General features: G+C 63.6%; 24 protein-coding genes and 1 pseudogene. 12 read left to right on the top strand and 13 right to left on the bottom strand.

The annotated features are described in order from the left end of the window. Positions 1-268 precede the first annotated feature (268 nt). Positions 269-661: a hypothetical protein gene (locus ACR65T_RS10860; RefSeq protein ID WP_434496491.1), complete on the top strand. Its 393-nt coding sequence runs from the start codon at positions 269-271 to the stop codon at positions 659-661. Between the two features lie 16 nt (positions 662-677). Here ACR65T_RS10860 and ACR65T_RS10855 read toward each other — a convergent pair whose 3' ends face one another. Together ACR65T_RS10855 and ACR65T_RS10850 are read right to left on the bottom strand one after the other, a co-directional pair. Then, positions 678-1,514: a DUF3108 domain-containing protein gene (locus ACR65T_RS10855; RefSeq protein WP_434496490.1), complete on the bottom strand. Its 837-nt coding sequence runs from the start codon at positions 1,512-1,514 to the stop codon at positions 678-680. A 76-nt stretch (positions 1,515-1,590) separates the two neighbouring features. Further along, positions 1,591-2,007: a hypothetical protein gene (locus tag ACR65T_RS10850; protein WP_014890134.1), complete on the bottom strand. Its 417-nt coding sequence runs from the start codon at positions 2,005-2,007 to the stop codon at positions 1,591-1,593. A 91-nt stretch (positions 2,008-2,098) separates the two neighbouring features. On the opposite strand from ACR65T_RS10850, the gene sseA reads away from it, so the two are divergent. The 5 genes from sseA to ACR65T_RS10825 all read left to right on the top strand — a co-directional run bounded on the left by sseA (position 2,099) and on the right by ACR65T_RS10825 (position 5,920). Beyond that, a complete protein-coding gene (gene sseA / locus ACR65T_RS10845; RefSeq protein ID WP_434496489.1) occupies positions 2,099-2,977 on the top strand; it encodes a 3-mercaptopyruvate sulfurtransferase in 879 nt (292 codons plus the stop codon). A 174-nt stretch (positions 2,978-3,151) separates the two neighbouring features. Further along, positions 3,152-3,490 (top strand): P-II family nitrogen regulator, encoded by a 339-nt coding sequence (locus ACR65T_RS10840; protein WP_014890136.1) that lies wholly within the window; start codon positions 3,152-3,154, stop codon positions 3,488-3,490. A 110-nt stretch (positions 3,491-3,600) separates the two neighbouring features. Continuing rightward, positions 3,601-5,010 carry a type I glutamate--ammonia ligase gene (gene glnA / locus ACR65T_RS10835; protein WP_175092761.1) on the top strand — a complete coding sequence of 470 codons (1,410 nt, stop codon included), beginning with the start codon at positions 3,601-3,603 and terminating at the stop codon, positions 5,008-5,010. A gap of 286 nt (positions 5,011-5,296) precedes the next feature. Next, entirely contained in the window at positions 5,297-5,581 is a 285-nt protein-coding gene (locus ACR65T_RS10830) for a hypothetical protein (protein ID WP_434496488.1), read from the top strand. Next, positions 5,582-5,920: a hypothetical protein gene (locus tag ACR65T_RS10825; RefSeq protein WP_434496487.1), complete on the top strand. Its 339-nt coding sequence runs from the start codon at positions 5,582-5,584 to the stop codon at positions 5,918-5,920. It begins immediately after the preceding gene. A gap of 72 nt (positions 5,921-5,992) precedes the next feature. On the opposite strand, the gene ACR65T_RS10820 is transcribed toward ACR65T_RS10825, so the two are convergent. Continuing rightward, positions 5,993-6,955 carry a class I SAM-dependent methyltransferase gene (locus ACR65T_RS10820; protein WP_434496697.1) on the bottom strand — a complete coding sequence of 321 codons (963 nt, stop codon included), beginning with the start codon at positions 6,953-6,955 and terminating at the stop codon, positions 5,993-5,995. Between the two features lie 283 nt (positions 6,956-7,238). Between ACR65T_RS10820 and ACR65T_RS10815 the strand changes: the two genes are divergently transcribed. Next, the gene (locus ACR65T_RS10815; protein WP_434496486.1) at positions 7,239-7,592 is read left to right on the top strand and encodes a polyhydroxyalkanoic acid system family protein; all 354 of its coding nucleotides are present in this window, start codon (positions 7,239-7,241) and stop codon (positions 7,590-7,592) included. On the opposite strand, the gene ACR65T_RS10810 is transcribed toward ACR65T_RS10815, so the two are convergent. The 4 genes from ACR65T_RS10810 to ACR65T_RS10795 are packed head-to-tail and all read right to left on the bottom strand — an operon-like array spanning position 7,567 to position 11,231. Further along, positions 7,567-8,262 (bottom strand): class I SAM-dependent methyltransferase, encoded by a 696-nt coding sequence (locus tag ACR65T_RS10810; protein ID WP_434496485.1) that lies wholly within the window; start codon positions 8,260-8,262, stop codon positions 7,567-7,569. The genes ACR65T_RS10815 and ACR65T_RS10810 overlap by 26 nt on opposite strands. 41 nt (positions 8,263-8,303) lie before the next feature. Beyond that, the gene (locus ACR65T_RS10805; protein ID WP_434496484.1) at positions 8,304-9,227 is read right to left on the bottom strand and encodes a prephenate/arogenate dehydrogenase family protein; all 924 of its coding nucleotides are present in this window, start codon (positions 9,225-9,227) and stop codon (positions 8,304-8,306) included. Beyond that, positions 9,220-10,350: a histidinol-phosphate transaminase gene (gene hisC, locus ACR65T_RS10800; RefSeq protein ID WP_434496483.1), complete on the bottom strand. Its 1,131-nt coding sequence runs from the start codon at positions 10,348-10,350 to the stop codon at positions 9,220-9,222. Before hisC ends, ACR65T_RS10805 begins: the two co-directional genes overlap by 8 nt. A gap of 2 nt (positions 10,351-10,352) precedes the next feature. Beyond that, complete coding sequence (locus ACR65T_RS10795) at positions 10,353-11,231, bottom strand: chorismate mutase (protein WP_434496482.1); 879 nt, start codon at positions 11,229-11,231, stop codon at positions 10,353-10,355. A gap of 112 nt (positions 11,232-11,343) precedes the next feature. On the opposite strand from ACR65T_RS10795, the gene ACR65T_RS10790 reads away from it, so the two are divergent. From ACR65T_RS10790 to ACR65T_RS10780, 3 genes are all read left to right on the top strand, one after another. Beyond that, positions 11,344-11,640 (top strand): CopG family ribbon-helix-helix protein, encoded by a 297-nt coding sequence (locus tag ACR65T_RS10790; protein WP_434496481.1) that lies wholly within the window; start codon positions 11,344-11,346, stop codon positions 11,638-11,640. After that, positions 11,637-11,924, top strand: a complete 288-nt coding sequence (locus tag ACR65T_RS10785; protein WP_434496480.1) for a type II toxin-antitoxin system RelE/ParE family toxin — start codon at positions 11,637-11,639, stop codon at positions 11,922-11,924. Before ACR65T_RS10790 ends, ACR65T_RS10785 begins: the two co-directional genes overlap by 4 nt. Positions 11,925-12,706: 782 nt before the next feature. Next, on the top strand, positions 12,707-13,372 hold the full coding sequence (locus tag ACR65T_RS10780) for a hypothetical protein (protein WP_434496479.1): 666 nt from the start codon (positions 12,707-12,709) through the stop codon (positions 13,370-13,372). 323 nt (positions 13,373-13,695) lie between these two features. Here the strand turns inward: ACR65T_RS10780 and ACR65T_RS10775 are convergent. Then, positions 13,696-14,103, bottom strand: a pseudogene (locus ACR65T_RS10775) (DNA repair protein RecN); the annotation flags it as partial. Between the two features lie 5 nt (positions 14,104-14,108). Next, on the bottom strand, positions 14,109-14,759 hold the full coding sequence (locus tag ACR65T_RS10770; RefSeq protein ID WP_434496478.1) for a TetR/AcrR family transcriptional regulator: 651 nt from the start codon (positions 14,757-14,759) through the stop codon (positions 14,109-14,111). Positions 14,760-14,868: 109 nt separating this feature from the next. On the opposite strand from ACR65T_RS10770, the gene ACR65T_RS10765 reads away from it, so the two are divergent. Beyond that, positions 14,869-16,050, top strand: a complete 1,182-nt coding sequence (locus tag ACR65T_RS10765) for an FAD-binding domain (RefSeq protein ID WP_434496477.1) — start codon at positions 14,869-14,871, stop codon at positions 16,048-16,050. Positions 16,051-16,103: 53 nt separating this feature from the next. Here the strand turns inward: ACR65T_RS10765 and recN are convergent, their stop codons facing one another. After that, positions 16,104-17,783, bottom strand: a complete 1,680-nt coding sequence (gene recN / locus ACR65T_RS10760; protein ID WP_434496476.1) for a DNA repair protein RecN — start codon at positions 17,781-17,783, stop codon at positions 16,104-16,106. 112 nt (positions 17,784-17,895) lie between these two features. On the opposite strand from recN, the gene ACR65T_RS10755 reads away from it, so the two are divergent. Further along, positions 17,896-18,792: an alpha/beta hydrolase gene (locus ACR65T_RS10755; protein WP_434496475.1), complete on the top strand. Its 897-nt coding sequence runs from the start codon at positions 17,896-17,898 to the stop codon at positions 18,790-18,792. Here ACR65T_RS10755 and ACR65T_RS10750 read toward each other — a convergent pair. The 3 genes from ACR65T_RS10750 to ftsZ form a co-directional block, all read right to left on the bottom strand. Next, positions 18,789-19,673 carry an outer membrane protein assembly factor BamD gene (locus ACR65T_RS10750; RefSeq protein WP_434496474.1) on the bottom strand — a complete coding sequence of 295 codons (885 nt, stop codon included), beginning with the start codon at positions 19,671-19,673 and terminating at the stop codon, positions 18,789-18,791. The genes ACR65T_RS10755 and ACR65T_RS10750 overlap by 4 nt on opposite strands. 167 nt (positions 19,674-19,840) lie before the next feature. Then, positions 19,841-20,767: a UDP-3-O-acyl-N-acetylglucosamine deacetylase gene (gene lpxC, locus ACR65T_RS10745; RefSeq protein WP_434496473.1), complete on the bottom strand. Its 927-nt coding sequence runs from the start codon at positions 20,765-20,767 to the stop codon at positions 19,841-19,843. 175 nt (positions 20,768-20,942) lie between these two features. Then, positions 20,943-22,577, bottom strand: a complete 1,635-nt coding sequence (ftsZ, locus tag ACR65T_RS10740; protein WP_434496472.1) for a cell division protein FtsZ — start codon at positions 22,575-22,577, stop codon at positions 20,943-20,945. Positions 22,578-22,600: the final 23 nt, after the last annotated feature.

The raw sequence follows: 22,600 nt of genomic DNA, 5'->3' as shown, positions 1-22,600 counted from the left end.
CTAGGCGGGAACGCGTCTGCATCGCTTATTCGGCCCTAGCCGCGTCCGGAGAGCCATAATGCTCGCAGCTCTCGGCCGCGGTTCCGAAATGCGGTGGTTTCGGAGTATTGCAGACGCAAAGCGCTGTCAAGCGATCGACAGGGCCGCCGCTGCGCTGCATCGCCGCATTAAAGCTCGTACAAGGGCTCAGTTTGCGCTTGCCGCCGCTGCGCGCCGACGACTATCTATCGGAGCGCGGCAACAGTCCATCTCGCGAGCGTGACGTCCGATGTTCAAGTTTTTCATCATTGCTGTCGCTGTCGCGGCCGCTGGATTTTCAGCCTATTACGCGTTCCGACGCTCGCCCGTCTGTTCCGCCGACGGCAAATATATGGCGACGCAAAGCGACTGCGAGGCATGGGGCTTCAACCCCGACGTCTGCAAGCAGGCGATCGAAAAAGCGCGCGCCGTCGCGGCGCGGGCGGCGCCAAAAAGCGAAACGAAGTTTCAGTGCGAGGTGCGCTTCTCCGATTGCTTCGAGGCGCAGGATGGAGGCTTTTCGCCGCGCCCGTCATTTTGTCTGCGCCCGAATAAGGGCGCGGACCCTCTGGAAGTCAGATATCTCGAATATGAATCCGACCGCATGAACCGGAAAAAGACCAAGGAAGTTCGCGTCGAGTGAAATCGGCCGAAGCCGGTCAGCGCCTGAAATCGGCGCGGCGCTGCTCGATCTGGAACTCCGACGCGTCGATGACGAGCTTGCCGGCGGCGGTGCCGATCGCGATGTGAATCGGCACCACGACCCGCGCCTCGGGAAGCGGCGCGAGCCAGACGCTGATGTCGTTATTGTTCGCCATATAGCGCGTCGCGGAGCTGTCGGGGCGATGCCCGGCGATCGGGGTATAACGCGCCGAACATACGGTGACAGGGCCGGCGTAACCTCGCGTTTGCGCCGTGTGATCGCCGGCATAGGCGAGCTCCACGTCGAAACGCGTCACGCCGTCAAAAACGGAAATGGTTCGGTTGCACGCCGAAGGACCGGTGAGCTCCTCTCCAGGCGGCACGCGCATGATCAGCGCGCTGACCGGATCCACGATGTGGCGCTTGGCGCTTTCCGTCACGGGGACGCGCGCCTCGGCGTCCCAGGGCGCGGGCCTCACCTCCACCGCGCGCACCGCATTGCCGGCGAGCGACATGCGCACCGTGCGCGTCTCGTCGCTGTTCGAGGTGGTGTTGGCGTAATTTGCCGGCGACGGACCGCCGGCGGTCAGGCCGCCGCTCGCGCTGGCGGCGCCCTTGGCGTTGTTGATGAGATTGGCGAGTCCTGTCGTCCGCATCGAGATCTCAACGCGGTAGTTCTGCGCGTCGACGATGCCGGACGCGGATGCGCTGCCGATGGAGAGCCCCATGAGACTTAAGGCGTAATGCGCCCTGAGCATCTCCGCGGCGGCGGGCGCGCAGAGCGCTACCGACATCGCTGCGGCGGCGCAGCCGCCGCGCGCCGCAAGGCAAGAAAGCCGGGCGCCCGCTCTCATGGCCTCGAAGCGTCGCTCGGCGCAGACAATTCCTCGGAATTCTCGGTCCAATTCTTGGCGCGCGCGGCTGTGAGGCTCAGGCCCATTCTTGCCACCGTCCGTCTTCGAAAATGCGCCATGCCCGCAACCCCGCCTTTGCGACGACGAGCCGTCCCGCCTTCGCCTCGGCGACAAGATGCCTAAATACGAGAGGATTGCGCCAGGAAAACGGCTTTTCAGGGTCGCAGACCGCGTGGTATTCGTCGCTGTCCGGGTCATCCATCAGCAGCGTGCCGACCTTGTCGGGTCGTAGTTGCGACGAAAAGCTGCGCTCATCTTTCCATCGGCAGTAGTAGTCGCGACACACGTCCGGACGCGTGTCATAAACGCCGCAGCCGCCCGTCAGCACGCAATGCTCGCAGAGCTTGCCCGCCGGCTTCTTGAATTCGTCGATTTCAAGAACCTTGCAGCAGAAGAAGCAGGAGCCGCAGGCCTTGCCTGGAATGTCGAGCATGGGTCAAGCGCCGATGGCGTGAGAATCGAATCGGCGTATTGTGAACGCCGGACCGACGGATGCAAGCAGCGTCGGACGCAGCGAGCGGACGATGTCGCGTAGAATTGATCCCGAAAAGCTTTTCGTCACCACGGCGTGGCTCGCAGAGCGTCTCAATGCGCCGGATCTCGTTGTCTTGGACGCGTCATGGCACATGCCGGCGACTGGCCGCGACGCCCGCGCCGAGTTCCTTGCGGGGCATGTTCCCGGCGCGCAGTTCTTCGATATAGACGCGATCGCCGATCCGTCCACCGACCTGCCGCATATGTTGCCCAAGCCCGAAGTCTTCGCGGCGGAGATGCGCCGGCTCGGATTTGGAGACGGCATGCAGGCCGTCGTCTACGATAGCGTCGGCATATTTTCAGCGCCGCGTCTCTGGTGGACGCTTACTGTCTTCGGCGTGCAACGGGTCTCGATCCTTGCGGGCGGCCTTCCTGCGTGGCGGGGCGAAGGCCGTCCGCTCGAACAGGGCGAGGCGCGCAAGAGAGCGTCGGCGGTTTTTACGCCCCGTTTCGACGCGCGCCTGGTCGCCGACGCGCAGGCGGTGCGGCGCGCGCTTGATCTCGGCGGGCCGCAGGTGGTCGACGCGCGCGGCGCGGAGCGTTTCCACGGCTGGGCGCCTGAGCCGCGCCCGGGCCTGCGCTCGGGCCACATGCCCGGCGCGCTGAACCTTCCATTCGGCAATGTCCTCGAAGGCGGAAGACTGAAGGACAAGCCCGGGCTCGAAGCGGCCTTTTCCTCGGCGGGCGTCAATCCCGACGCGCCGGTCATCGCCACCTGCGGCTCCGGGCTCACGGCTTGCCTCATCAGCCTCGCGCTCGCAGCGGCGGGACGTCCGCCCGCCACGGTGTATGACGGCTCCTGGTCGGAATGGGGCGCCCGGGAAGATTTGCCTGCCATCGTCGACGAGCGGCCAGCGCCTATAAGTTAGGCTTATAGCTGAAAATAAGCGCAAACAGTATGTTTAATAGGCGCCAGACCTGGGTTGGCGCCGGAACTTTGGCCATGGCGCGACCAGGGCGGCAATGTTAGAAGCTCGGCGGCTCTTCAGCAGAGCCAAAGTCGCTAGCGGGCCGGGGCTTAAGCTAAGCGCGCGGGGGATTTGATGAAAAAGGTCGAGGCGATCATTAAGCCGTTCAAGCTCGATGAAGTGAAGGAAGCGCTGCAGGCGGCGGGCCTCCAGGGGATTACGGTCACCGAGGCGAAAGGTTTTGGCCGTCAAAAAGGCCACACGGAGCTCTATCGCGGCGCCGAATATGTCGTTGATTTCCTACCGAAAGTTAAAATCGAGATCGTTCTTGCGGACGACGCCGTGGAGCGCGCCGTCGAGGCCATACGCACGGCGGCGCAAACCGGCCGAATCGGCGATGGCAAGATTTTTGTTTCCAACGTCGAAGGCGCGATCCGAATTCGCACCGGCGAGACCGGCGCGGACGCCATCTAGCACCGAGCCCCCGCCCCATGAGCTTTCTCGCCAACATCTTCAGACGCTCCGCCGCGCCCAACGCGAAAACAACTAAACAGCAAGATCAGCAAAGAGAGGCATCGAACCACATGACAACGGCCAAGGACGTTCTTAAGCAGATCAAGGATAACGACGTTAAATACGTCGATTTCCGGTTTACCGACCCGCGCGGCAAGTGGCAGCATGTGACGTTCGACGTTTCGATTGTCGATGAAGAAGCTTTGACCGAAGGCATCATGTTCGACGGCTCGTCGATCGCCGGCTGGAAAGCGATCAATGAATCGGACATGACGCTCCTTCCGGATCTGAACTCCATCGCCGTGGACCCCTTCTTCGCGGCGTCGACGCTCTCCGTCGTCTGCGACGTCGTAGAGCCCTCGACGGGCCAGCCCTACAACCGCGACCCGCGCGGCGTGGCCAAGAAGGCGATGGAGCATCTGAAATCGACCGGCGTCGGCGACACGGCTTTTTTCGGTCCCGAGGCCGAATTCTTCGTCTTTGACGACGTGCGCTTTTCAACCGAGCCCTACGATACGGGCTTCACTCTCGATTCGACCGAGCTGCCCTCCAATAGCGGCACGGCCTATGAAGGCGGCAATCTCGGCCACCGCGTGCGCACCAAAGGCGGCTACTTCCCGGTGCCGCCGGTCGACGCGGGACAGGACATGCGCAGCGAGATGCTCGCCGCCATGTCGGCCATGGGCGTCAAGGTCGAGAAGCACCATCACGAAGTCGCCTCCGCCCAGCACGAACTCGGTCTGAAGTTCGAGACGCTCGTCACGGTCGCCGATCACCTGCAGATCTATAAGTATGCGATCCATCAGGTCGCGCATTCCTACGGCAAGTCGGCGACCTTCATGCCGAAGCCGGTGTTTGGCGACAATGGTTCGGGCATGCACGTCCATCAGTCGATCTGGAAGGACGGCAAGCCGGTCTTCGCAGGCGACAAATACGCCGGCCTCTCTCAGGAGTGCCTGTGGTACATCGGCGGCATCATCAAGCATGCGAAGTCGCTGAACGCCTTCACCAACCCGTCGACCAACTCGTATAAGCGTCTGGTTCCGGGCTATGAGGCGCCGGTGCTGCTCGCTTATTCGTCGCGCAACCGCTCGGCGTCCTGCCGCATCCCCTTCAGCTCCAGCCCGAAGGCGAAGCGCGTCGAGGTCCGTTTCCCCGATCCGACGGCGAATCCCTATCTGGCCTTCGCCGCCATGCTGATGGCGGGCCTCGACGGCATCGCCAACAAGATCGATCCGGGCGGACCGGCTGACAAGGATCTCTACGATCTCCCGCCGGAAGAGTTGAAGGCCATCCCGACGGTGTGCGGCAGCCTGCGCGAAGCGCTCGCGAATCTCAAAGCAGACCATGCCTATCTGACGGCCGGCGGCGTCTTCAATGAGGACTTCATCAACTCCTATATCGACCTCAAGATGCAGGACGTGATGCGCTTCGAAATGACGCCGCATCCGGTCGAATTCGACATGTATTACAGCTACTGACGAACAGACGCGGCCGCGCCTTCGCGCAGCCGCATCACGTCAAACCGGAAGGCGACGCCTCGCCTTCCGGTTTTTTTGCGCTTTTTCTTGAACTGCACGCTGCGCGGCCGCGCCGTCGCACAGGCGTCACGCGCCTGTCATTTCGCCGAGCGAAATTGCGGCCAAAGCAAGAACGACTGACTGAACATCCGCCTCGAGGCGATCCCCCAGCCATTCCATATCGATCGCGCGCTTGCGCGCAGCGAGGTAGTTTCGGCCGCAATGATTGATGCAACGGAGAAAAGCCATGAAACTGCGCGCCCTCTCCGCCGCCGTCGCGGCTTTCGTGGTTTTGGCCGCCGGCGCTGTCGCGCTCGATCTGGAGCTTTCTCCCTACAAACCCATCGGCGCGCTGTCGGGAAATCTGAAGTCTGTCGGCTCCGACATCATGCTTCACGAAATGGAGCTCTGGGCCGAGGGCTTCCAGTCGATATACCCGAATGTGAAGATCGACATTGAAGGCAAGGGATCCAACACGGCGCCGCCGGCGCTCCTCTCGGGAGAAGCGCAACTCGGTCCAATGTCGCGATAAATGACGCCGGATGAGATCGCCGACTTCCAAGCGAAATTCGGCTACAAGCCAACGGCGGTTCTAGTCGCGATCGACGCCCTCGCGATTTATGTCCATGAGGACAATCCGCTCCAGTGCATGAGCATGGAGCAGAGAGAGCGGGTTTTTGCGGCCGATCCGAACGTCTACCTGCTGAAGGATCCCAAGAAGCCGATCGACACGCTGAGCGGCGAGTTCGTCCGCTCTGTAATTTCGCGAGACGGCCAGATGCAGGCGAAGAAAGGCGGCTATTGTCCGATCACCCGCAACATTCGCGAGCACGAGCTGACGCGGCTCGGCCTACTCGCATCGGCGAGGTGAACCGCGACGGGTGAGACCGGTCTCCGTCTGACCACGCTCACTTCGCCGAGCGCGCCCTATCCGATCGCGCGCTCAAGGCTCGAGCGTGACGAGCTTGCCCTCTTCGGTCTCGACATGGACATAGCGCGGTCCGAACGACCGATAGCGGCCGCTCGCGATCGTGACGAAGTCGCAGAGCGGCAGTTGCGCCGCCTCCTCGGCGGGACGGGAAATGTAGAGGTCGGCGTGATAGAGGCCCTCCGCCTCGAGGCCATGCGTGTCTTTTCCGAGGGCCGCGAGAGTCTGCAACGTGTGCTCGAATTCATCGCCGTTGCGGAAGCGCCGCTGGATGAAGGTGGCGCCGTCCAAATGCTCCGTGACGTAGCCAACGTCGCTGAGCGCCTGCGCAACGCCATCGAAGGGAAACATGCGCAGCACGAAGGAGATCACCCATGGCTGACGATTCATCCGCGCCAGCAACTTGCGAAAAGTCGTCTCGCCCAGGTAACCGATGCAGCCCGTCGAGAGGATGACGTCCGCGCGGGAGACGATGCGCGCAGCGTCCGGCGTCAACTCATTTTCTTCAAGGTCTGCGACCACGCCGTCCGCGATCAGACCAACGCTCTTGGCGTAACGGATCGCAGGCTCCGAGATATCAAGACCGATAAAGCTCGCAAGTCCGCGATCCGGCCACGCCGCGAAATAATTGGCGTCGAGCCGCAACAGATCTTCCGAGGATAATTCCACCAATTCGCGCCGGGCGTATCGGCGCCTCAGCGTATCGAAGGCGAGCGGAAACCGATGCACTGCGGCATTGATCCCGTAAGAGCAACCGACGTCGAGGACGACTGGCTTATTTCCGCCGGAAGCCTTTGCCGCAAGCACCTGCCGGATGACGGGCTCAGCGACGTCGGGAATCATGTAATCCAAACCACCCAGGACAGAATAGTACGACCTTGGGTCATCCATTACATAGATTTCGTCGAAATTCGCCTTGGCTGTGTTGATCTCGCCATAGTCATCGATCACGATTCCAAGCCTCCCTATGTTGTCCATGCGAAGCGACAACGCTGCATCGCTGCGGCGTGCCACGCCGGCGCGTCGCGTTCATCATGAAAGATGAACGGCACCTTAACGTTTCAGCGCAAGGAATTCTATGATTTTCGACCCTTGCACCTTCAAATATCGGCGCAATCGATCGTCGATCGACGCGGAACTTGATGTGAAAGGCGCAATCTCGACCCGGCGGAACCGACTGTCGAGCGATCATCCACCGGCTTTGGCCGCGCCATTTAAACCGGCGCTGAGACGCCTACATTGGGGCAAGTGGAGGAAGCCTATGTCGAACGCCATCACCGTCACAGTGCCGCATAATCTGGGCGTCGAAGCGGCGAAAGCCCGAGTTTCCGAGCAGCTGACCAAGATGCAGCGCGAGTATGTGGACAAGGTCGCGCATTCCGAAGTCACTTGGGCGGGGGACGTGGCGACGGTTCACGTGAGGGCGCTCGGCCAGGCGGCATCGGCGCAGATCACGGTGCTAAAAGATTTGCTGCGCATTGACGTTCAGCTGCCCTGGCTGCTCGCGGCGCTGTCCGGCGCCGTGCAGCAGGTCATCTCGCGCAACGCCGGCGATGCCTTGCGCATCGGCCACGCGCCGCAAAACGACTCTAGCGGCGCGCGTAAAACACCGTGAAGCGATGGCGCTTCCAGCCGATGTCGGCAGAGCGGAACCCAGCGTCTTCAAGCCAGGCGATCTGATCTGCGAAGGTCGCGCTGCGATCGAGTTCCGCGCGCTTTTTTGCCGCCGCGAAATCATCGGCGGCGATTCCGGAAGCTCGGACATCCGCTTCCCAGCGGCGCTGATAGGCGTCCTCGATCTCGCGCGTCGCGCCGAGCGACTGGTCGGCGTTGATGAAGACGCCGCCAGGACGCAGCGCATCGTGAATCCGCTGGAAGAGGCGGCGCTTCGCCTCATCTTCGAGATGGTGAATGGAGAGCGCCGAGACGACGGCGTCGAGCGGCCCAGGAAGCGGCGCGGTTGCATAATCCGCGAGCGACAGGCGCAGGCGCGCGCCGTAAATCGCGAGCCGTTCGCGCGCCGCATCGAGCATCTTCGGCGCGAGATCGACGCCTTCGACCTGCGCGCCGGGAAACCGGTTGAGAATCATTTCCGACAAAAGACCGGTGCCGACGCCAAGGTCGACGCATCGAAATTCTTTCTCGCCCACGACCTCTTCGAGAAGGTCGAGCGCGGTTCCGTAGAATGCGTCGATATGCGGAATGAGTTGGCGTCGCAGCGCGTCATAGCCGGGAACGGCGTTTTCGAAAGCGGCGCGCAGCGCGTCGAGATTCGATTCGATCATATGTGATTCCCGTGAAGACCGCGGCCGTGGAGAGACGGTCTTCACCGCTCTTCCGCTCGCCTTCCGAAGTCGGGCGCAGCGGTGTCCTGACCTTGCTCGACGATCGAGCGGCGGATGTCGCGGGTGCGCGAGAAGAATTCCAGCAGTCCCTGCCCGTCATTGCGCCTGATCATCCGCTGCAGCGCGCTGAGATCCTCATTGAAGCGTCCGAGCATCTGCAGGACGGCGTCCTTATTGGCGAGGAAGATGTCGCGCCACATGATGGGATCCGACGCGGCGATGCGCGTAAAATCGCGAAAGCCGGACGCAGAGAATTTGATGACTTCGGAACGCGTCTCATCGCCGAAATCATCCGCCGTGCCGACGATATTATAGGCGATCAGATGCGGCAGGTGGCTGGTGAGCGCGAGCACGGCGTCATGATGCGCGACGCTCATCGTCTCGACGTTGGCCCCCAAACGCATCCAGAATTTCGTCAGCTTTTCCACGGCTGCGGCGTCGGCGTTCTCTGGCGGCGTGAGAATGCACCAGCGGTTTTGAAACAGCGTGGCGAATCCTGCGTCGGGCCCGGAGAATTCGGTGCCGGCGATCGGATGGGCGGGAATGAAGCGCGCCGGTTCGGCAAGATGCGGCGTCATCTGCGCGACGACGGCGCCTTTCACCGAGCCGACGTCGGAAAGAACGGCGCCCTTGTCCAGATGCGGCGCGAGGCTTTGTGCGACGTCGCCGCAAGCGCCGACAGGCGTGCACACGATGACGAGATCGGCTCCCCTAACCGCCTCCGCATGATCCTGGGTCGCGACGTCCGCGAGGCAGAGTTCGCCAGCGCGGCCGACGACCTGCGGCGATGAATCCATCACCGCGATGCGCCGGGCCGCGCCAAACTCGCGCGCCGCGCGCGCGATCGACGAGCCGATGAGCCCGACGCCGATCAACGCCAGGCGTTCACATACAGGATCAGCCATGAACGCCTGCTTGCGCGTCTTGCGGCGCCCGGGCGCTCCGCATGAATTCAGCAAGCGCTTCGACGACGCGTTCATTCGCCTCCTGCGCGCCGACCGTGAGCCGCAGGAACTCCCCCATGCCATAAGCGCCGATGGCGCGCAGCACCAGGCCGCGCGACATGAGGAAGCGGTCGGCGTCGACGGCCGTCAATCCCGGCGCGTCGGGAAAACGTATGGCGACGAAATTGGCGACGCTCGGCAGAACGCCGAGGCCGAGCGCGGAAATTTCCCGCGAGAGCCACGGCAGCCAGCGGTCATTATGCGCGATCGCCGCGTCGAGATGCGCGCGATCCGACAGCGCGGCGATCGCCGCTGCTGAACCCGCGCTCGAGACATTGAAGGGCGAGCGGATACGGTTCAGCGCGTCGATCACATGCGCGGGTCCGTAGGCCCAGCCGACGCGCAGGCCCGCAAGGCCGTAGATTTTCGAGAAGGTGCGAGTCATCACGACATTTTCATGCGCATCGACCAACGCGACGCCAGCTTCATAATCCTCGCGCAGGACATATTCGGCATAGGCGGCGTCGAGCACGAGCAGCACATGCGCAGGCAGCGAATGCGCCAGCCGCGACACTTCGCTCGCCGGCAAAAACGTTCCCGTCGGATTATTTGGATTGGCGAGAAAAACGATCTTTGTTCTCTCGCTCACACAAGCAAGCAGCGCGTCAACTTCTGCTGTGTAGTTCGTCTCGGGAGCGACAACCGGCGTTCCCCCCGCAGCCAGAGTGACGATCTTGTATTCAAGGAACCCATGCTGGCTGTAGACGGCCTCGTCTCCGGGCCCAATGTAAGCGAGCGCAAGCAGCTCCAGAAGATTATCCGAGCCGGCGCCGGCGATGATCCGGTCTGGGTCCAGCGCGTAACGCGCGCCGATCGCCTCGCGCAGGGCGCGCGACGAGCCTTCGGGATAGAGCGCGATATGGTCCGCCATGCCGCGCAGGGCCTCTACGGCGCGCGGAGATGGCCCGAGCGGCGTCTCATTGGCCGACAATTTGAACACGCGCGCAGCGCCCGGCGCGGCGCTCCTGCCGGGCACGTAAGCGTCGATCGCGAGAACGGTTGAACGTGGGGTGGGCTTCGTCATGATCAATCGCCTGGCGCGAAGACGCCGCTGCGCGCATCGTTAAGCTGGAAGCGCATCGCATGGCTGCCGATCACGTCGACGCGCGCGCCCTCCACCCCCGCTTCGGCCAACGCTTTGGCGAAGGACGGGGCGTCAGCGTCGCCAGCGGCGGCGACAAGCAGCGCCAAGCCTTCGGGATGGGGGGCGCTCGCGAGGATTTCGCCTTTGAGCGTCTGGAAGGCGGCGGGCAGCGCATGCGTCCAGCGCGCGAGGCCGACGGCGTAAAGCGTCACGCCATGCGCCATTGCGTCGGCAGGAAGCCGCGCGACGACGAACATCGGCAGACCGGCAGGATGATTGGGCCGCTCGACGAAAGGCAGGCGCGCGATGATCTTGGGGGCGCCTTCGCCAACGAGGCGCATCCACCAGGCGCCATCCGACAGGCCGCCGGTCGCACGCAAGATCCCCAGATCGCCGGTCGACGCGGCGACCGCGTCGATCACCGCGCCGGCGCCGTGATGCGCGACATAGGGAACGGTGAACCCGAAGTGGAAGCGCGCCGAATCGCGCATCTGCGCGTCGCCGCCGCTATCGTCGGCATGCACCGAATAATTCGCCTGCACATAGGTGAAGGTCGAGACGATGACGCGCCAAACGCCTTCGACGGCGTCGAGCGGCAGGAGACCCTGGTGACGCTCGACCAGCGCGCGCATCATCTGCGCCTCGCGATCGGGTCGAAAGGCGCAGCCGACGCCCTGCGCGCGCTTCACGGCGATCAGCCGGTCGATGATCTCGCCGCGCTCCATGAGCAGCCGATGCATGTCGCGATCGATCCGGTCGATCTCATCGCGCAATTCGGCAAGCGTGTCCGCGGCGGGCATGAGCAAAGGCGCATTCTGCATGGCGCACTCTCTTAGGCCAGCGCGGGACAGGAGGCAACGAAAGGCGACGCGCCTCCTCCCGGCCGTTGCTGAACGACAATTGTCGCCGACAGGAGGTGTGTATGCTGTGTACATGCAATTACCGACCGCAAAGATCAAGCGCACAAAGCGCGAAACATCCGAGACCTTCACCGTGAGGGTCGGTCCAGAGATCAAGAAGCGGCTCGCCAGCCTCGCGGGGAGCACGGGACGCAGCCGTTCCTTTCTCACAGCCGAGGCCATCGCCGAATATCTCGACGCCAACGAATGGCAAGTCGCTGGAATTCGCCAAGCCCTGGGCTCTCTCGATCGCGGCGGCGGCGTTGGACATGAAAGCGTGCGTCATTGGATCGAGAGCTGGGAAACGCCTGACGAAACGCGTCGACCTTGAAGATCATCTGGCCGCCCGAGGCGATCGACGATCTCGCCGCCCTACGCGCTTACATTTCGCGGGACAATCCCGCGGCTGCGCGACGTGTCGCCCTTCATCTTCTTGAAATGGTCGAGACGACTCTTGCTGAGAATCCGCCTATCGGCCGCCCCGGCCGCGTGCCTGGAACGCGTGAATTCGTCATCGACAAGACGCCCTACATCGTTCCTTATCGCGTCAAGGACAACGCGCTTCAGATATTGCGCATCTATCATGGAGCGCGCCGCTGGCCGGAGTCGCTGTGAGGTCAGCCCACCCGTTCCAAAAGGCGGTGGGTTATCGGTTTGAATTTCGGCTTGCGACCTCATAGCAGTCGCGCCGCCGAGCGGATGATGAACGGCTTGATTTGACCCAAAAGGGTACCGCTCGATTTTTGCGCCTATCTATTGGCCCGCCCATCACGAATAAGTAGACGCACTTTTATTGGGCTGCCCCCTGAAGTTTGTCGCGTTAATTGCCCCCGAAACTCTGGTTTTTTTGAAATGGAACGTGGAGCGACGATCGGCGTCGCTTATCTGCTCTCCCTCAAAGATGTAGCCACCATAATTCCCAAGCGTCTGCGTCGCCGTGCAGGAATCCAGAAAAATCCGCCGCGGCAAGGAGTCTAGAGAGTGCTCCAACACTTTGAAGTCCTCAATGTCAATTCCTCATTTCCCGCCAGCCTGGGCCAAGCGTCATGGTGGCGGTAGGACGCCCGCTTCGCGCGATTGAAGAGGGCATAGGGAGTTTTGTAATTTCGAACGCGAGCCCCGAGCAAGGCGAGCATACGCGAGTATCGTAGCATCCCAATCATCACGAGCATAGCTATGCACAGTTAATTCGTTGATTTATTGTTGTTTTCAAAATGCCGTTGCGCCGATTCGTATGGCAAATTCGCGTCCAGGCTGAAGTTCGCGAGTGGCCTTGAGCGGAAATGAGACAAACGGATGGGCGAAATTTTCCCTCCTAAATCATTGATAAAAATGGTCACCGTGATACTTTCATAGTCCTCGGTTGCGCCCGGCATGATTTTGGATCATTGTTATAGGTGCGCGAAGTCGTGGTTCATATTGTGAGGTTTGTCGCCGTCATGGCAAGGGTAACGTCGTTCCGCCCTCCCAAGAAAATTCAGCAGCGTCAGCTTGAGCTGCGTGCCCGCCTGTGGCCGGGCCTGCAACCAGGCGACCTTTGGAGCCGGCATACCCACGACGGCTTCTCGACGATTCCAAGCACCATGCCGCTCGTGCTGTCGATCATCGACGACCTCTCGAACGGCCGACCGGCTTCAATGACGTATTTGGATCTGTGGACACGGGCCTACGACGAGGGCTTCGTCACATTGGCGAGGCCGCGCGAGATGGCGTTCCACTCCGGATTTACGACTCAGCGCGCGGAACGAACGTGGCGGCAAAAGCTCGACGTCCTGGCCGAACTGGGATTCATCGACATCAAGAGCGGTCCAAATGGACCGGCAAGCTACGCTCTTCTGCTGAATCCCTACCTCGTGATTAAGAGGCATCACGAGGAAAAGAACGTCGGACTGCGTGAGGACAAGTTCAACGCGCTCGTCGCGCGCGCTCTAGAAATTGGCGACCGCACCTTTGCGCCGCCCGCACCCACTCCGCCGCCGGGGAGTGCAACGCAGCCCCCTGGCTTCTTTGTCGTGCCAACTCCAACGCCGAAAGAAGAAGAAAGCGAATCGACCGGGAGGTAAAGCCTTCTGGTTGAAGGCTCCGGCAAAGGGCCTCACCCATTGCCGAGACCCGTACGACGGACAACAGCCACCTTGCAAAATCCCGGGCCGGGGACGCATGGTGGAGAGGTTTCCGGGTCTACGAGCCTATCCAATATAACACGTGTCGCTTGTGAGCGACACGTGTTTGCGGAGCGAAGACGAGCCCCGCCAGTCACATACGGTCATTATGGAACTTTGGTTGAAGTCCACTTCTGGCGCGAAGCGGCATCCCGCCCGCTCAGCCAAACGTTCCGCTTCCCGCCAAAGGCGGAACGCAAACGGAAACGCCACCCAACGCGGCCCTACCCCGCCCCTTCAAGCAGCCGCGCCGCGGCGGCGCGGGCCTCCTCGGTGATGGCGGCGCCCGAGAGCATGCGGGCGATCTCCTCGCGCCGCTCGCCCTCCGCCAGCACCGCGACGCTGGTCGCGACCCGCTTGTCCTTGCCGGTCTTCGCCGGCGCGCCCTTGCTGATGCGTAGATGCTGCCCGGCGCGCGCGGCGACCTGCGGCGCATGGGTGACGGCCAGCACCTGCGCGCGCGCGGCGAGACGCGCCAGCCGCTGACCGATGGCGTCGGCCACGGCGCCGCCAACGCCCGTGTCGATTTCGTCGAAAACGAGCGTCGGGCCCGAGCCGCGATCGGCGAGCACGACCTTCAGCGCCAGCATGAAGCGCGCGAGTTCGCCGCCCGACGCTACGGCCGTTAGCGGCGAAATCAGCGCGCGTCGCCTGTCGATTGCGCGGAGATGAGGCTGCGGAACAGCGCGATGTGCTTTTGCGGCATGACGTCTTTTTCCGCGCTTTCGAGTTGGCTCCAGTGGGCGACGACCCAGCGGTCGAGCGACTCGAGCAGCGACATCGTCGAATCGATCAGCAATGATTGCGGCAGATCGGTCCGCACGACGCCAAGCGCCTGGCCGCGCGCGATGATGAGCGTGACCCACTCTCTCACCGCTCGAAAGAGCCGCCCGGTCGCCGATCCCTGCCTTGGATCGCTGCGCAGGCGATAGAACATGCCGCCGAATTGCACGAGCCAGGCGTTCCTGTCGACGACCGCGATGGCGCGTCGATAGAGCTCCTCGAAGGCGTCCCAGAACGTCTTCGCCTCGAGCGCTGTCGGATCAAACCCGCCGATCTCCTTGAAGAGGACGGTCAGCGATCGCTCGATCATCGTCGTGAAGAGATCGGCCTTATCGTCGAAATAGTAATAGAGCGAGCTTTTGCTCATGCCCGATTTTTCGAGAATGCGATTGAGCGAAGCGCCGTCGAAGCCATGCGCGGCGAACTCCTCCGCGGCGCTCTCGAACAGGCGCTTCTGGCGTTCGGCGTCAAGCTTGTCCAGGCGGCGACTCATAGCATTGACCATAGCCCATCCTTGCAGTACAAACCATATTGTGTACCACTGGTACGTACTAAAGTCTTGGTTGATCGTCACTGGGCGCCGGGCAGGCGCCCCGAAACGAAAGGAAGTCGCGATGAAGATTGCCATCAGTGGCGCGGGGATCGCCGGGGCGGCGCTGGCCTATTGGCTGCTGCGCGCCGGGCATGAGCCGCTCATCATCGAGCGCGCCCCGGCGCTCAGGACGGGCGGTTACCTCATGGACTTCTGGGGGGTCGGTTACGAGGTCGCCGAACGAATGGGCGTTCTCCCCGCTGTGCGCCAAGCCGGCTATCAGGTTGAGGAGATTCGTTTCCTCGCCGACGACGGGCGCAAGGTCGGCGGCTTCGCTGTCGACGCGCTCCGCGATTTGATCGGGGGACGAATGACGAGCGTCGCGCGCGGCGATCTAGCGGCGGAAATCTATCGCTCGATCGACGGCCGTGTCGAAGCGATCTTCGACGACCAGATTTCGGCGATCCATGAACATGACGACGGCGTGCGGATCGCGCTGCAAAGCGGCGCGATCCGCAACGTCGATATCGTCATTGGCGCTGACGGGCTGCACTCGCGCGTGCGCGAACTGATCTTCGGGACCGAGGATCGCTTCGAAAAGGACCTTGGCTATCGGTTCGCGGTGTTCGAGACCGCCGGCTATGAGACGCGCGACGAGAACGCCTATGTCATCCATGCCGCAACGTCGCGTCAGATCGCGCGCTTCGCGCTCCGCGACGGCCGAACGCTTTTCCTGCTCGTCTTCAGAAGCGAACTCGTGAACGGCGCCGATCCGATCGGTCCAGCCGAAACCCGCGCCCTGCTGAAAAGGATATTCGACGACGCGGGATGGGAATCAGGCCGCATCTTGGCGGCGATGGAAAGCGCCGAAGATCTTTACTTCGACCGCGTCAGCCAGATTCGCATGCCCTTCTGGAGTCGCGGGCGGATCGCGCTCTTAGGCGATGCAGGCATGGCGGTGTCTTTTCTCGCTGGCGAAGGGGCCGGGCTCGCGATGACCGAGGCCTATGTGCTGGCGGGAGAGATTTCTCGCGCGTCAGGCGATTACGCAAAGGCCTTCGCTTCCTATGAGGCCCGGCTGCGGCCTTTCATCGAGGGCAAGCAGCATACCGCCGCGAATTTTGCCTCCACCTTCGTGCCGCAGACGGAGTTTGGGATATGGCTCCGCAATCAGGCGACCAAATTGATGGCTTTGCCCGGCGCCGCCAATCTCATGTTGGGCAAGAGCCTCAGCGATGATTTTGCATTGCCCGACTATGCGTGACTGAGGATCGAAGAGCGAGAAAGAGGCGGACCCGCCGACAGGCGTTCCCTACCCTACCCCGCCCCTTCCAGCAGCCGCGCGGCGGCGGCGCGGGCTTCTTCGGTGATCGCGGCGCCCGACAGCATGCGGGCGATTTCCTCGCGGCGCTCGCCTTCGGCCAGCACGGCGACGCTGGTCGCGACGCGCTTCTCTTTGCCCGCCTTCGCCGGCGCGCCCTTGCTGATCCGCAGATGCTGGCCGGCGCGCGCGGCGACCTGCGGCGCATGGGTGACGGCCAGAACCTGCGCGCGTTTGGCGAGGCGCCCCAGCCGCTGACCGATGGCGTCGGCGACCGCGCCGCCGACCCCCGTGTCGATTTCGTCGAAAACCAGCGTCGGGGCCGAGCCGCGATCGGCGAGCACGACCTTCAGCGCCAGCATGAAGCGCGCGAGTTCGCCGCCCGACGCGACTTTCGTCAGCGGACCGGGACGCGAGCCCGGATTGGTCTGCACCCAGAATTCGACCCGGTCGATTCCTTCCGGCCCGGCGGACTCCGGGTCGCTCGTCACCTGCGTCGAAAAATGCGCGCCCTCCAACCGCAGCGGCTTTAATTCGGCGTCAACCAGCGCATCGAGTGTCTTCGCCGCTGCGCAGCGCGCCGCGGACAGGGCCAAGGCCGTCTCGTCATAAGAGTGCTTGGCGTCCGCAAGCGCGCGCCCCAGCGCGACCAGCCGCGCTTCGGAGGCGTCGAGCGCGGCGATGTCATTGGCGAATTTTTCTTCGAGCTTCGCAAGGTCGGCGACCGCGACCTGATGCTTGCGCGCGGCGCCGCGCAGCGCGAACAGCCGCTCCTCGACCCGCTCCAATTCCGCCGGATCGAATTTCGTCTCAGTGAGCGCCCGTTCAAGCGCTTCCTCGGCGAGACCCAAGGCGTCGACAGCCTGCGTCAAGGCGCGCGCAGGCGCGTCCAGCAGTTGCGGCGCCTGCGTCAGACGCCGCTCCAATCGCCGCGCCGCCTGAGCGATTTCCCGCGCCGGCGATCCGTCATTTGAAAAAGCCGAGAGCGCGTCGGAAATATCCGACGCGACCTTTTCGGCGCGCTGCATGAAGAGCCGCCGTTCGGCGAGCGTCTCTTCCTCGCCCTCTTGCGGCGCCAGCGCCGCAAGCTCGGCGTGCGCATGGCGTAGATATTCTGCATCGGCGCGCGCCTTGGCGATGCGCGCGTCTTCTTCAGCGAGCGCGCGGCGCGCCGCCTGCCACGCGCCATAGCGCGCGCGTAGGTCATTCGCCTGCGCGATAAGGCCGCCATGCGCGTCGACGAGCGCGCGATGCGCATTCGGATCGACGAGCGCGCGTTCGTCATGCTGACAATGAATCTCGACGAGTTCGCGCCCAATCGCGCGCAGCGCCTGCGCCGTCGCCGGCTGGTCGTTCACGAAGGCGCGGGTGCGGCCGTCGGCCGCCTGCACGCGGCGCAACACCAGTTCGTCCTCGCTCGCGAGGCCGAATTCGCGCGCCGCAAGATGCGCGGGATGATTCGCCGGCGTATCGAACGCCGCCGTCACCTGTCCCTGTTCGCAGCCGGCGCGCACGAGCGACGCGTCGCCCCGACCCCCGAGCGCCAGCACGAAGGCGTCGAGCAGAATCGATTTTCCCGCCCCGGTCTCTCCCGTCAGCGTCGTCAGGCCCGACGCGAATTCCAGGTCGAGCGCGTCGATCAGCACGATGTCGCGAATGGAAAGACGGACCAGCATGAGGCTTTGCTCAAATGCCCTGGGCGCGCACATGCGCCGGAAGCCGCGCGTCGGCGACGCGCGGACGGCCCTCGATTATAGTCGCCAGCGCCCTTTTCCAAACGGAGATTTTATGGCTGATCTCGGCATCGACGACATTCGCGCGCTGCTGAGCGCAAAACCGCGACCCATCGGCTGGCCGGCGCGGCGCGCGCGCATCGAGGAAGTCGGCGCCGTTTGGCCGATCGCGCCGGATATCTCATTGGAGCGCGCGTCGATCGACGGCATGGCCGCCGAATGGTCTTGCGCGCCGACGAGCGACCCGTCGCGCGCGCTGCTGTTCTTCCATGGCGGCGGCTACTGCTCCGGTTCGATCGTCAGCCACCGCCGCATGGCCACTGAAGCCGGACGCGCCACGCGCGCCCGCGCGCTCGACGTCGCATTCAGACTCGCGCCCGAGCATCCGTTTCCCGCCGCCTATGACGATGCGCTCGCGGCTTGGCGATTTCTTCTGGAGCAGGGGTTTGCCGCGCGCCGGATCGCGGTCGGCGGCGACAGCGCCGGCGCCGGCCTGACGCTTGCCTTGCTGATGCGGCTGCGCGACCTCAAGGAAGCGCTTCCCGCCTGCGCCTGGCTCGTCTCGCCTTGGACCGATCTCACCCTCTCCGGCGAAACGCTGGCGACGAAAGACGACGTCGATCCGCTGCTGCATAAGGCCTATCTCGAGGAACTCGCGCAGGCCTATGTCCCGGCCGGAGTCGATCGCCGTGACCCGCGCGTCTCGCCGCTTTTTGGCGAGCTGAGCGGCTTGCCGCCGCTGATGATCCAGGTGGGTTCACACGAAACGCTGCTCGCCGATTCGACGCGACTCGCCGCGGCGGCCGGCGCCGCCGACGTCTCGGTCACGCTGGAGATTTGGCCGCGCATGATCCATGCGTGGCACTTGTGGAATGCAAGGCTTGAGGACGGCCGGCGCGCGCTCACACATGCCGGCGCATTCATGCAGGCGCGGCTTTCGGAAGACGGCTAGATCGCGTGCAGCGTCTTGCCGATCTTCGACAGCCAGGAATCTGTGTATTCGTGCGGCTCGAGACCGTCCGTTTTCAGCAGCGCGTGAGCGTCCTTATACCACTGCGAATCCGGGTAATTATGCCCAAGGATGGCGGCGGCGGTCTGCGCTTCATTGGTGACGCCCATTGCGAGATAGGCTTCGGTGAGGCGATAGAGCGCCTCTTCGGTATGGCGCGTCATCTGATATTTGCCGAGAACGTCGTGGAACCGGTTGATCGCGGCGGGGTAGTTCTTGCGAAGAAGATAGAAGCGTCCGACGTTCATCTCCTTGGCGGCGAGCTGGTCTCGCGTCACCTGCATTTTGTATTTGGCGTCGTTCACATATTCCGATTTCGGGAATTTCTGTACAAGCTGCGTGAAAACCTCCAGCGCCTTCTCAGCCGACTGCTGATCGCGCATGACGTCCGGCACCTGACTATAGAAGGACATGCCCGCGATATAGTAGACATAGGGCGTATCGGCGGAATTCGGATAAAGGCCGATATAACGCATCGCCGACTGCACGGCGTCGTCATATTTTGGGTGCTCGTACTGCGCGAAGGTCGTCATCAGCAGGCCTTTGCGGGCCCAGTCCGATGACGGATATTGCTTTTCCAATTCGCCAAATTTCTTGGCCGCTCCCTCGTAGTCCTTGGCCTTCAGCCGCGCCAGACCGGCGTTATAGAGATCCTCGGCCGGAATGTCGGGCGTGATCTCCGTCTGATATTTCGTCCCGCCGCCGCCGAAGAGACCGAAACCGCTGGTGATCGAGTCCATGAGGTCGGCGCGCGCCGGCGCCGCGCCGATCGACAAGGCCGACGCCAAAGCCAACACTTTGAAGGAACGAGCGAAAACCGACATGTGTTGCCCCATTGCGGCGCTGCGCGACGCTCGCGCGTCCCGGCCCCCTCTAAGCTCTATCAGCCAAATCGCCGTCGCAGGACGCCTCTGCCCTGCCCCTAACGGCGCGGCGGCGCACCGATCCCGCCTTTGCGGTCGGCTGAAAGAAGAACCTTCATCTGGCGAGATTATGGCGATAGGCTTCGGCCCGTCTCACTCACGCCTTCGTTATGCGCGTCGAGTTCGAGCGCCAGGGCGCCCGCGCGCGCCGCAGCTTCGAGCAGCGCGAGATTAAGGCTATGGCCGCCGCGATAAGAGCGGAAGGCGCCTATGATCGGCGCCCCGGCCAGCGCCAGATCGCCGACGACGTCGAGCATCTTGTGACGCACACATTCGTCGGCGAATCGCTCCCCGTGCGGATTGATCGCGCCGCGCGCGTCAAAGACCAGCGTATTGTCGAGATTGGCGCCAAGCGCCAGACCTTCACGCCAGAGCCGCTCCGCATCGCGCATGAATCCGAAACTGCGAGCGCCGGCCAATTCGCGCCGAAACGTCTCGGGCGTCAGATCAAGCGCCAAGCGTTGGCGTCCGATCGGACAGGGGAAGGCGATTTCCACATCCAGATGAAGGCCGGCTTCCGCTGGCCGCAGCTCCGCCCAGCCGGCCCCGTCGGATACGCGCGCCGGCTTTACGACGCGCAGCGCGCGGCGCGGCGCGGATAGAGCGACGACGCCGGCTTCGTCGATCGCCGAGACGAAGTCGCGGGCCGAGCCGTCCATCGCGGGAACCTCGTCGCCGTCGAGCACAACCAGCGCATTGTCGACGCGAAGCGCGGCAAGCGCGGCCATCACATGCTCGACCGTCGACACGCTGGCGCCGTCGCCGGCGAGCCGTGTGCGCAATTTCGATGCGTCGACGCGCGACCAATGCGCGTCGATCTCGGCTCCGGCGACGCTGAAAACGATCCCCACGTCAGCGCCGGCAGGCGCGAGCGTCATGCTGGCGGGACGGCCGCCGTGCACGCCCTGGCCGGTTAATGTGAAGCTTCGTGCGAGTGTCTGCTGAACCGCTGGCGCGGCCGCGCTTCCGAGAAGCGCGGCGCGGCGCGCGCGCAACGCATGTCGGCGTGAATCCGAACGAATGGCGCAACCCTCCCCTAAAGCCCGGACGAACGATAGCAAATCCGGGCGCCGACGCTCCAGTCACGCTTTCTTACGATTTGTTACAGAACCCGACGGCCAAAATGAAAAGGCCCGCGCGAGGCGGGCCTTTTGCCGATTGTCGAGCGTCTCAGTGGTTGGCCTGGCGGCGCAGGAAGGCCGGGATCTCCAGATGATCCTCCTCGGACGGGCGCGGCTGCAGAGCGCGACGACCGTGCGAATCGAGCGCGGCATGTCCGCCGGGAGCAACCGGCGCCTGCGCGGCCGGCCGCTTGCCATATTCGGCGTGCGTCGCCGAAGGCTGGCCTGGGGGAGCCAGTTGCGGGCGCGGGGTCGGCGCCGCGGGCGCGCCATGCATCGAATCTTCCTGACGGCTCGCTCCGAAGGAGGCGAGCCGCTCGAAAATCGATTTGCGACGAGGATCGCCAGCGCCCATCTGCTGACGCAGCTGTTCCTGGATGGGCTGGGGAAAATCCTCGATCTGAGGCATGCGCGGCGCGCGCGGCTGCTCCGGAGCCGGGGGCACATAGGCGCCCGCCGGCGCTTCGTGGCGCTCGGCTTCGTACCTCGGCTCGCCATAGGCGAGACGCGGCGGCGCCGGCTCGAGGTAGACGCCATGCGCCGGCGCCTGCTCCGAATAATAGCCGGCGGCGGCCTGCGGCTCTTCGCGATGACGCAGGACCGGCGCGGCCTCGACGGCAGGCGCCTGCTGCGCGCGCGCCTGCTGCAATTGGGCGCGCAGGCGCTCGGCGGCCTCGGCGAGGCGCGATTCGCTCGTCGGATCATCGGCCGTGATCGCGGTCAGGTCGATGCCCGTCGCGACGACCGAGACGCGCACCACGCCTTCAAGCGACGAATCGAATGTCGCGCCCAGAATGATGTTTGCGTCCTCGTCGACCTCCTGGCGAATGCGGCTTGCCGCCTCGTCGACTTCATAGAGGGTCAGATCGTGGCCGCCGGTGATCGAGATCAGCAGGCCGCGCGCCCCCTTCATCGAAACTTCGTCAAGCAGCGGATTCGCAATCGCGGCTTCCGCGGCAAGATTGGCGCGATTTTCGCCCGTGGCTTCGCCGGTGCCCATCATCGCCTTGCCCATGCCGCGCATGATCGAGCGGACGTCAGCAAAATCGAGATTGATGAGGCCTTCCTTGACCATCAAATCCGTGACCGAGGCGACTCCCGAATAGAGAACCTGATCGGCCATGGCGAAGGCGTCGGCGAAGGTCGTCTTCTCCGTGGCGATGCGGAAGAGATTCTGATTCGGGATGACGATCAGCGTATCGACGCATTTTTGCAGTTCGGAGATGCCCGATTCGGCGATGCGCAGGCGACGCTGACCTTCGAAATGGAACGGCTTGGTGACGACGCCGACGGTGAGAATGCCCATTTCGCGCGCGATCTGCGCGATCACCGGCGCGGCGCCCGTGCCGGTGCCGCCGCCCATCCCGGCGGTGACGAAGCACATATGCGCGCCGGAGAGATGCTCGCGAATTTCTTCGCGCGCTTCTTCCGCGGCGGCGCGGCCGACTTCTGGCTGAGCGCCGGCGCCCAGTCCTTCCGTCACCTGCAGGCCCATTTGAATGATTCGCTCGGCCTGCGACGACGCGAGCGCCTGCGCGTCTGTATTGGCGACAAGGAAATCGACGCCCGACAGACCAGAGGTGATCATATTGTTGACGGCGTTGCAGCCGCCGCCGCCGATGCCGCAAACCATGATGCGGGGCTTCAATTCCCTGAGTTCGGGAGCTTTAAGGTTGATCGTCATCTGCCAGGCCTCTCACCAATGCG

This window comes from Methylocystis sp., from assembly GCF_051061285.1.
Taxonomy (GTDB): domain Bacteria; phylum Pseudomonadota; class Alphaproteobacteria; order Rhizobiales; family Beijerinckiaceae; genus Methylocystis.
Note: the sequence above shows the minus strand (reverse complement) of the source record. Positions and strands in the feature narration are given on the sequence as shown.

Excerpts from the sequence above, each read along its gene's own strand:
- ACR65T_RS10770 (WP_434496478.1), bottom strand. The coding sequence starts at position 14,759 with ATGGTCAATGCTATGAGTCGCCGCCTGGACAAGCTTGACGCCGAACGC.
- ACR65T_RS10810 (WP_434496485.1), bottom strand. The coding sequence starts at position 8,262 with ATGATCGAATCGAATCTCGACGCGCTGCGCGCCGCTTTCGAAAACGCC.
- ACR65T_RS10805 (WP_434496484.1), bottom strand. The coding sequence starts at position 9,227 with ATGGCTGATCCTGTATGTGAACGCCTGGCGTTGATCGGCGTCGGGCTC.
- ACR65T_RS10825 (WP_434496487.1), top strand. The coding sequence starts at position 5,582 with ATGACGCCGGATGAGATCGCCGACTTCCAAGCGAAATTCGGCTACAAG.
- ACR65T_RS10840 (WP_014890136.1), top strand. The coding sequence starts at position 3,152 with ATGAAAAAGGTCGAGGCGATCATTAAGCCGTTCAAGCTCGATGAAGTG.
- ACR65T_RS10750 (WP_434496474.1), bottom strand. The coding sequence starts at position 19,673 with ATGTCGGTTTTCGCTCGTTCCTTCAAAGTGTTGGCTTTGGCGTCGGCC.
- ACR65T_RS10765 (WP_434496477.1), top strand. The coding sequence starts at position 14,869 with ATGAAGATTGCCATCAGTGGCGCGGGGATCGCCGGGGCGGCGCTGGCC.
- glnA (WP_175092761.1), top strand. The coding sequence starts at position 3,601 with ATGACAACGGCCAAGGACGTTCTTAAGCAGATCAAGGATAACGACGTT.
- ACR65T_RS10850 (WP_014890134.1), bottom strand. The coding sequence starts at position 2,007 with ATGCTCGACATTCCAGGCAAGGCCTGCGGCTCCTGCTTCTTCTGCTGC.
- ACR65T_RS10860 (WP_434496491.1), top strand. The coding sequence starts at position 269 with ATGTTCAAGTTTTTCATCATTGCTGTCGCTGTCGCGGCCGCTGGATTT.
- ACR65T_RS10790 (WP_434496481.1), top strand. The coding sequence starts at position 11,344 with ATGCAATTACCGACCGCAAAGATCAAGCGCACAAAGCGCGAAACATCC.
- sseA (WP_434496489.1), top strand. The coding sequence starts at position 2,099 with ATGTCGCGTAGAATTGATCCCGAAAAGCTTTTCGTCACCACGGCGTGG.
- hisC (WP_434496483.1), bottom strand. The coding sequence starts at position 10,350 with ATGACGAAGCCCACCCCACGTTCAACCGTTCTCGCGATCGACGCTTAC.
- ACR65T_RS10855 (WP_434496490.1), bottom strand. The coding sequence starts at position 1,514 with ATGAGAGCGGGCGCCCGGCTTTCTTGCCTTGCGGCGCGCGGCGGCTGC.
- ACR65T_RS10755 (WP_434496475.1), top strand. The coding sequence starts at position 17,896 with ATGGCTGATCTCGGCATCGACGACATTCGCGCGCTGCTGAGCGCAAAA.
- ACR65T_RS10795 (WP_434496482.1), bottom strand. The coding sequence starts at position 11,231 with ATGCAGAATGCGCCTTTGCTCATGCCCGCCGCGGACACGCTTGCCGAA.
- ACR65T_RS10815 (WP_434496486.1), top strand. The coding sequence starts at position 7,239 with ATGTCGAACGCCATCACCGTCACAGTGCCGCATAATCTGGGCGTCGAA.
- recN (WP_434496476.1), bottom strand. The coding sequence starts at position 17,783 with ATGCTGGTCCGTCTTTCCATTCGCGACATCGTGCTGATCGACGCGCTC.
- ftsZ (WP_434496472.1), bottom strand. The coding sequence starts at position 22,577 with ATGACGATCAACCTTAAAGCTCCCGAACTCAGGGAATTGAAGCCCCGC.
- ACR65T_RS10830 (WP_434496488.1), top strand. The coding sequence starts at position 5,297 with ATGAAACTGCGCGCCCTCTCCGCCGCCGTCGCGGCTTTCGTGGTTTTG.
- ACR65T_RS10820 (WP_434496697.1), bottom strand. The coding sequence starts at position 6,955 with ATGGACAACATAGGGAGGCTTGGAATCGTGATCGATGACTATGGCGAG.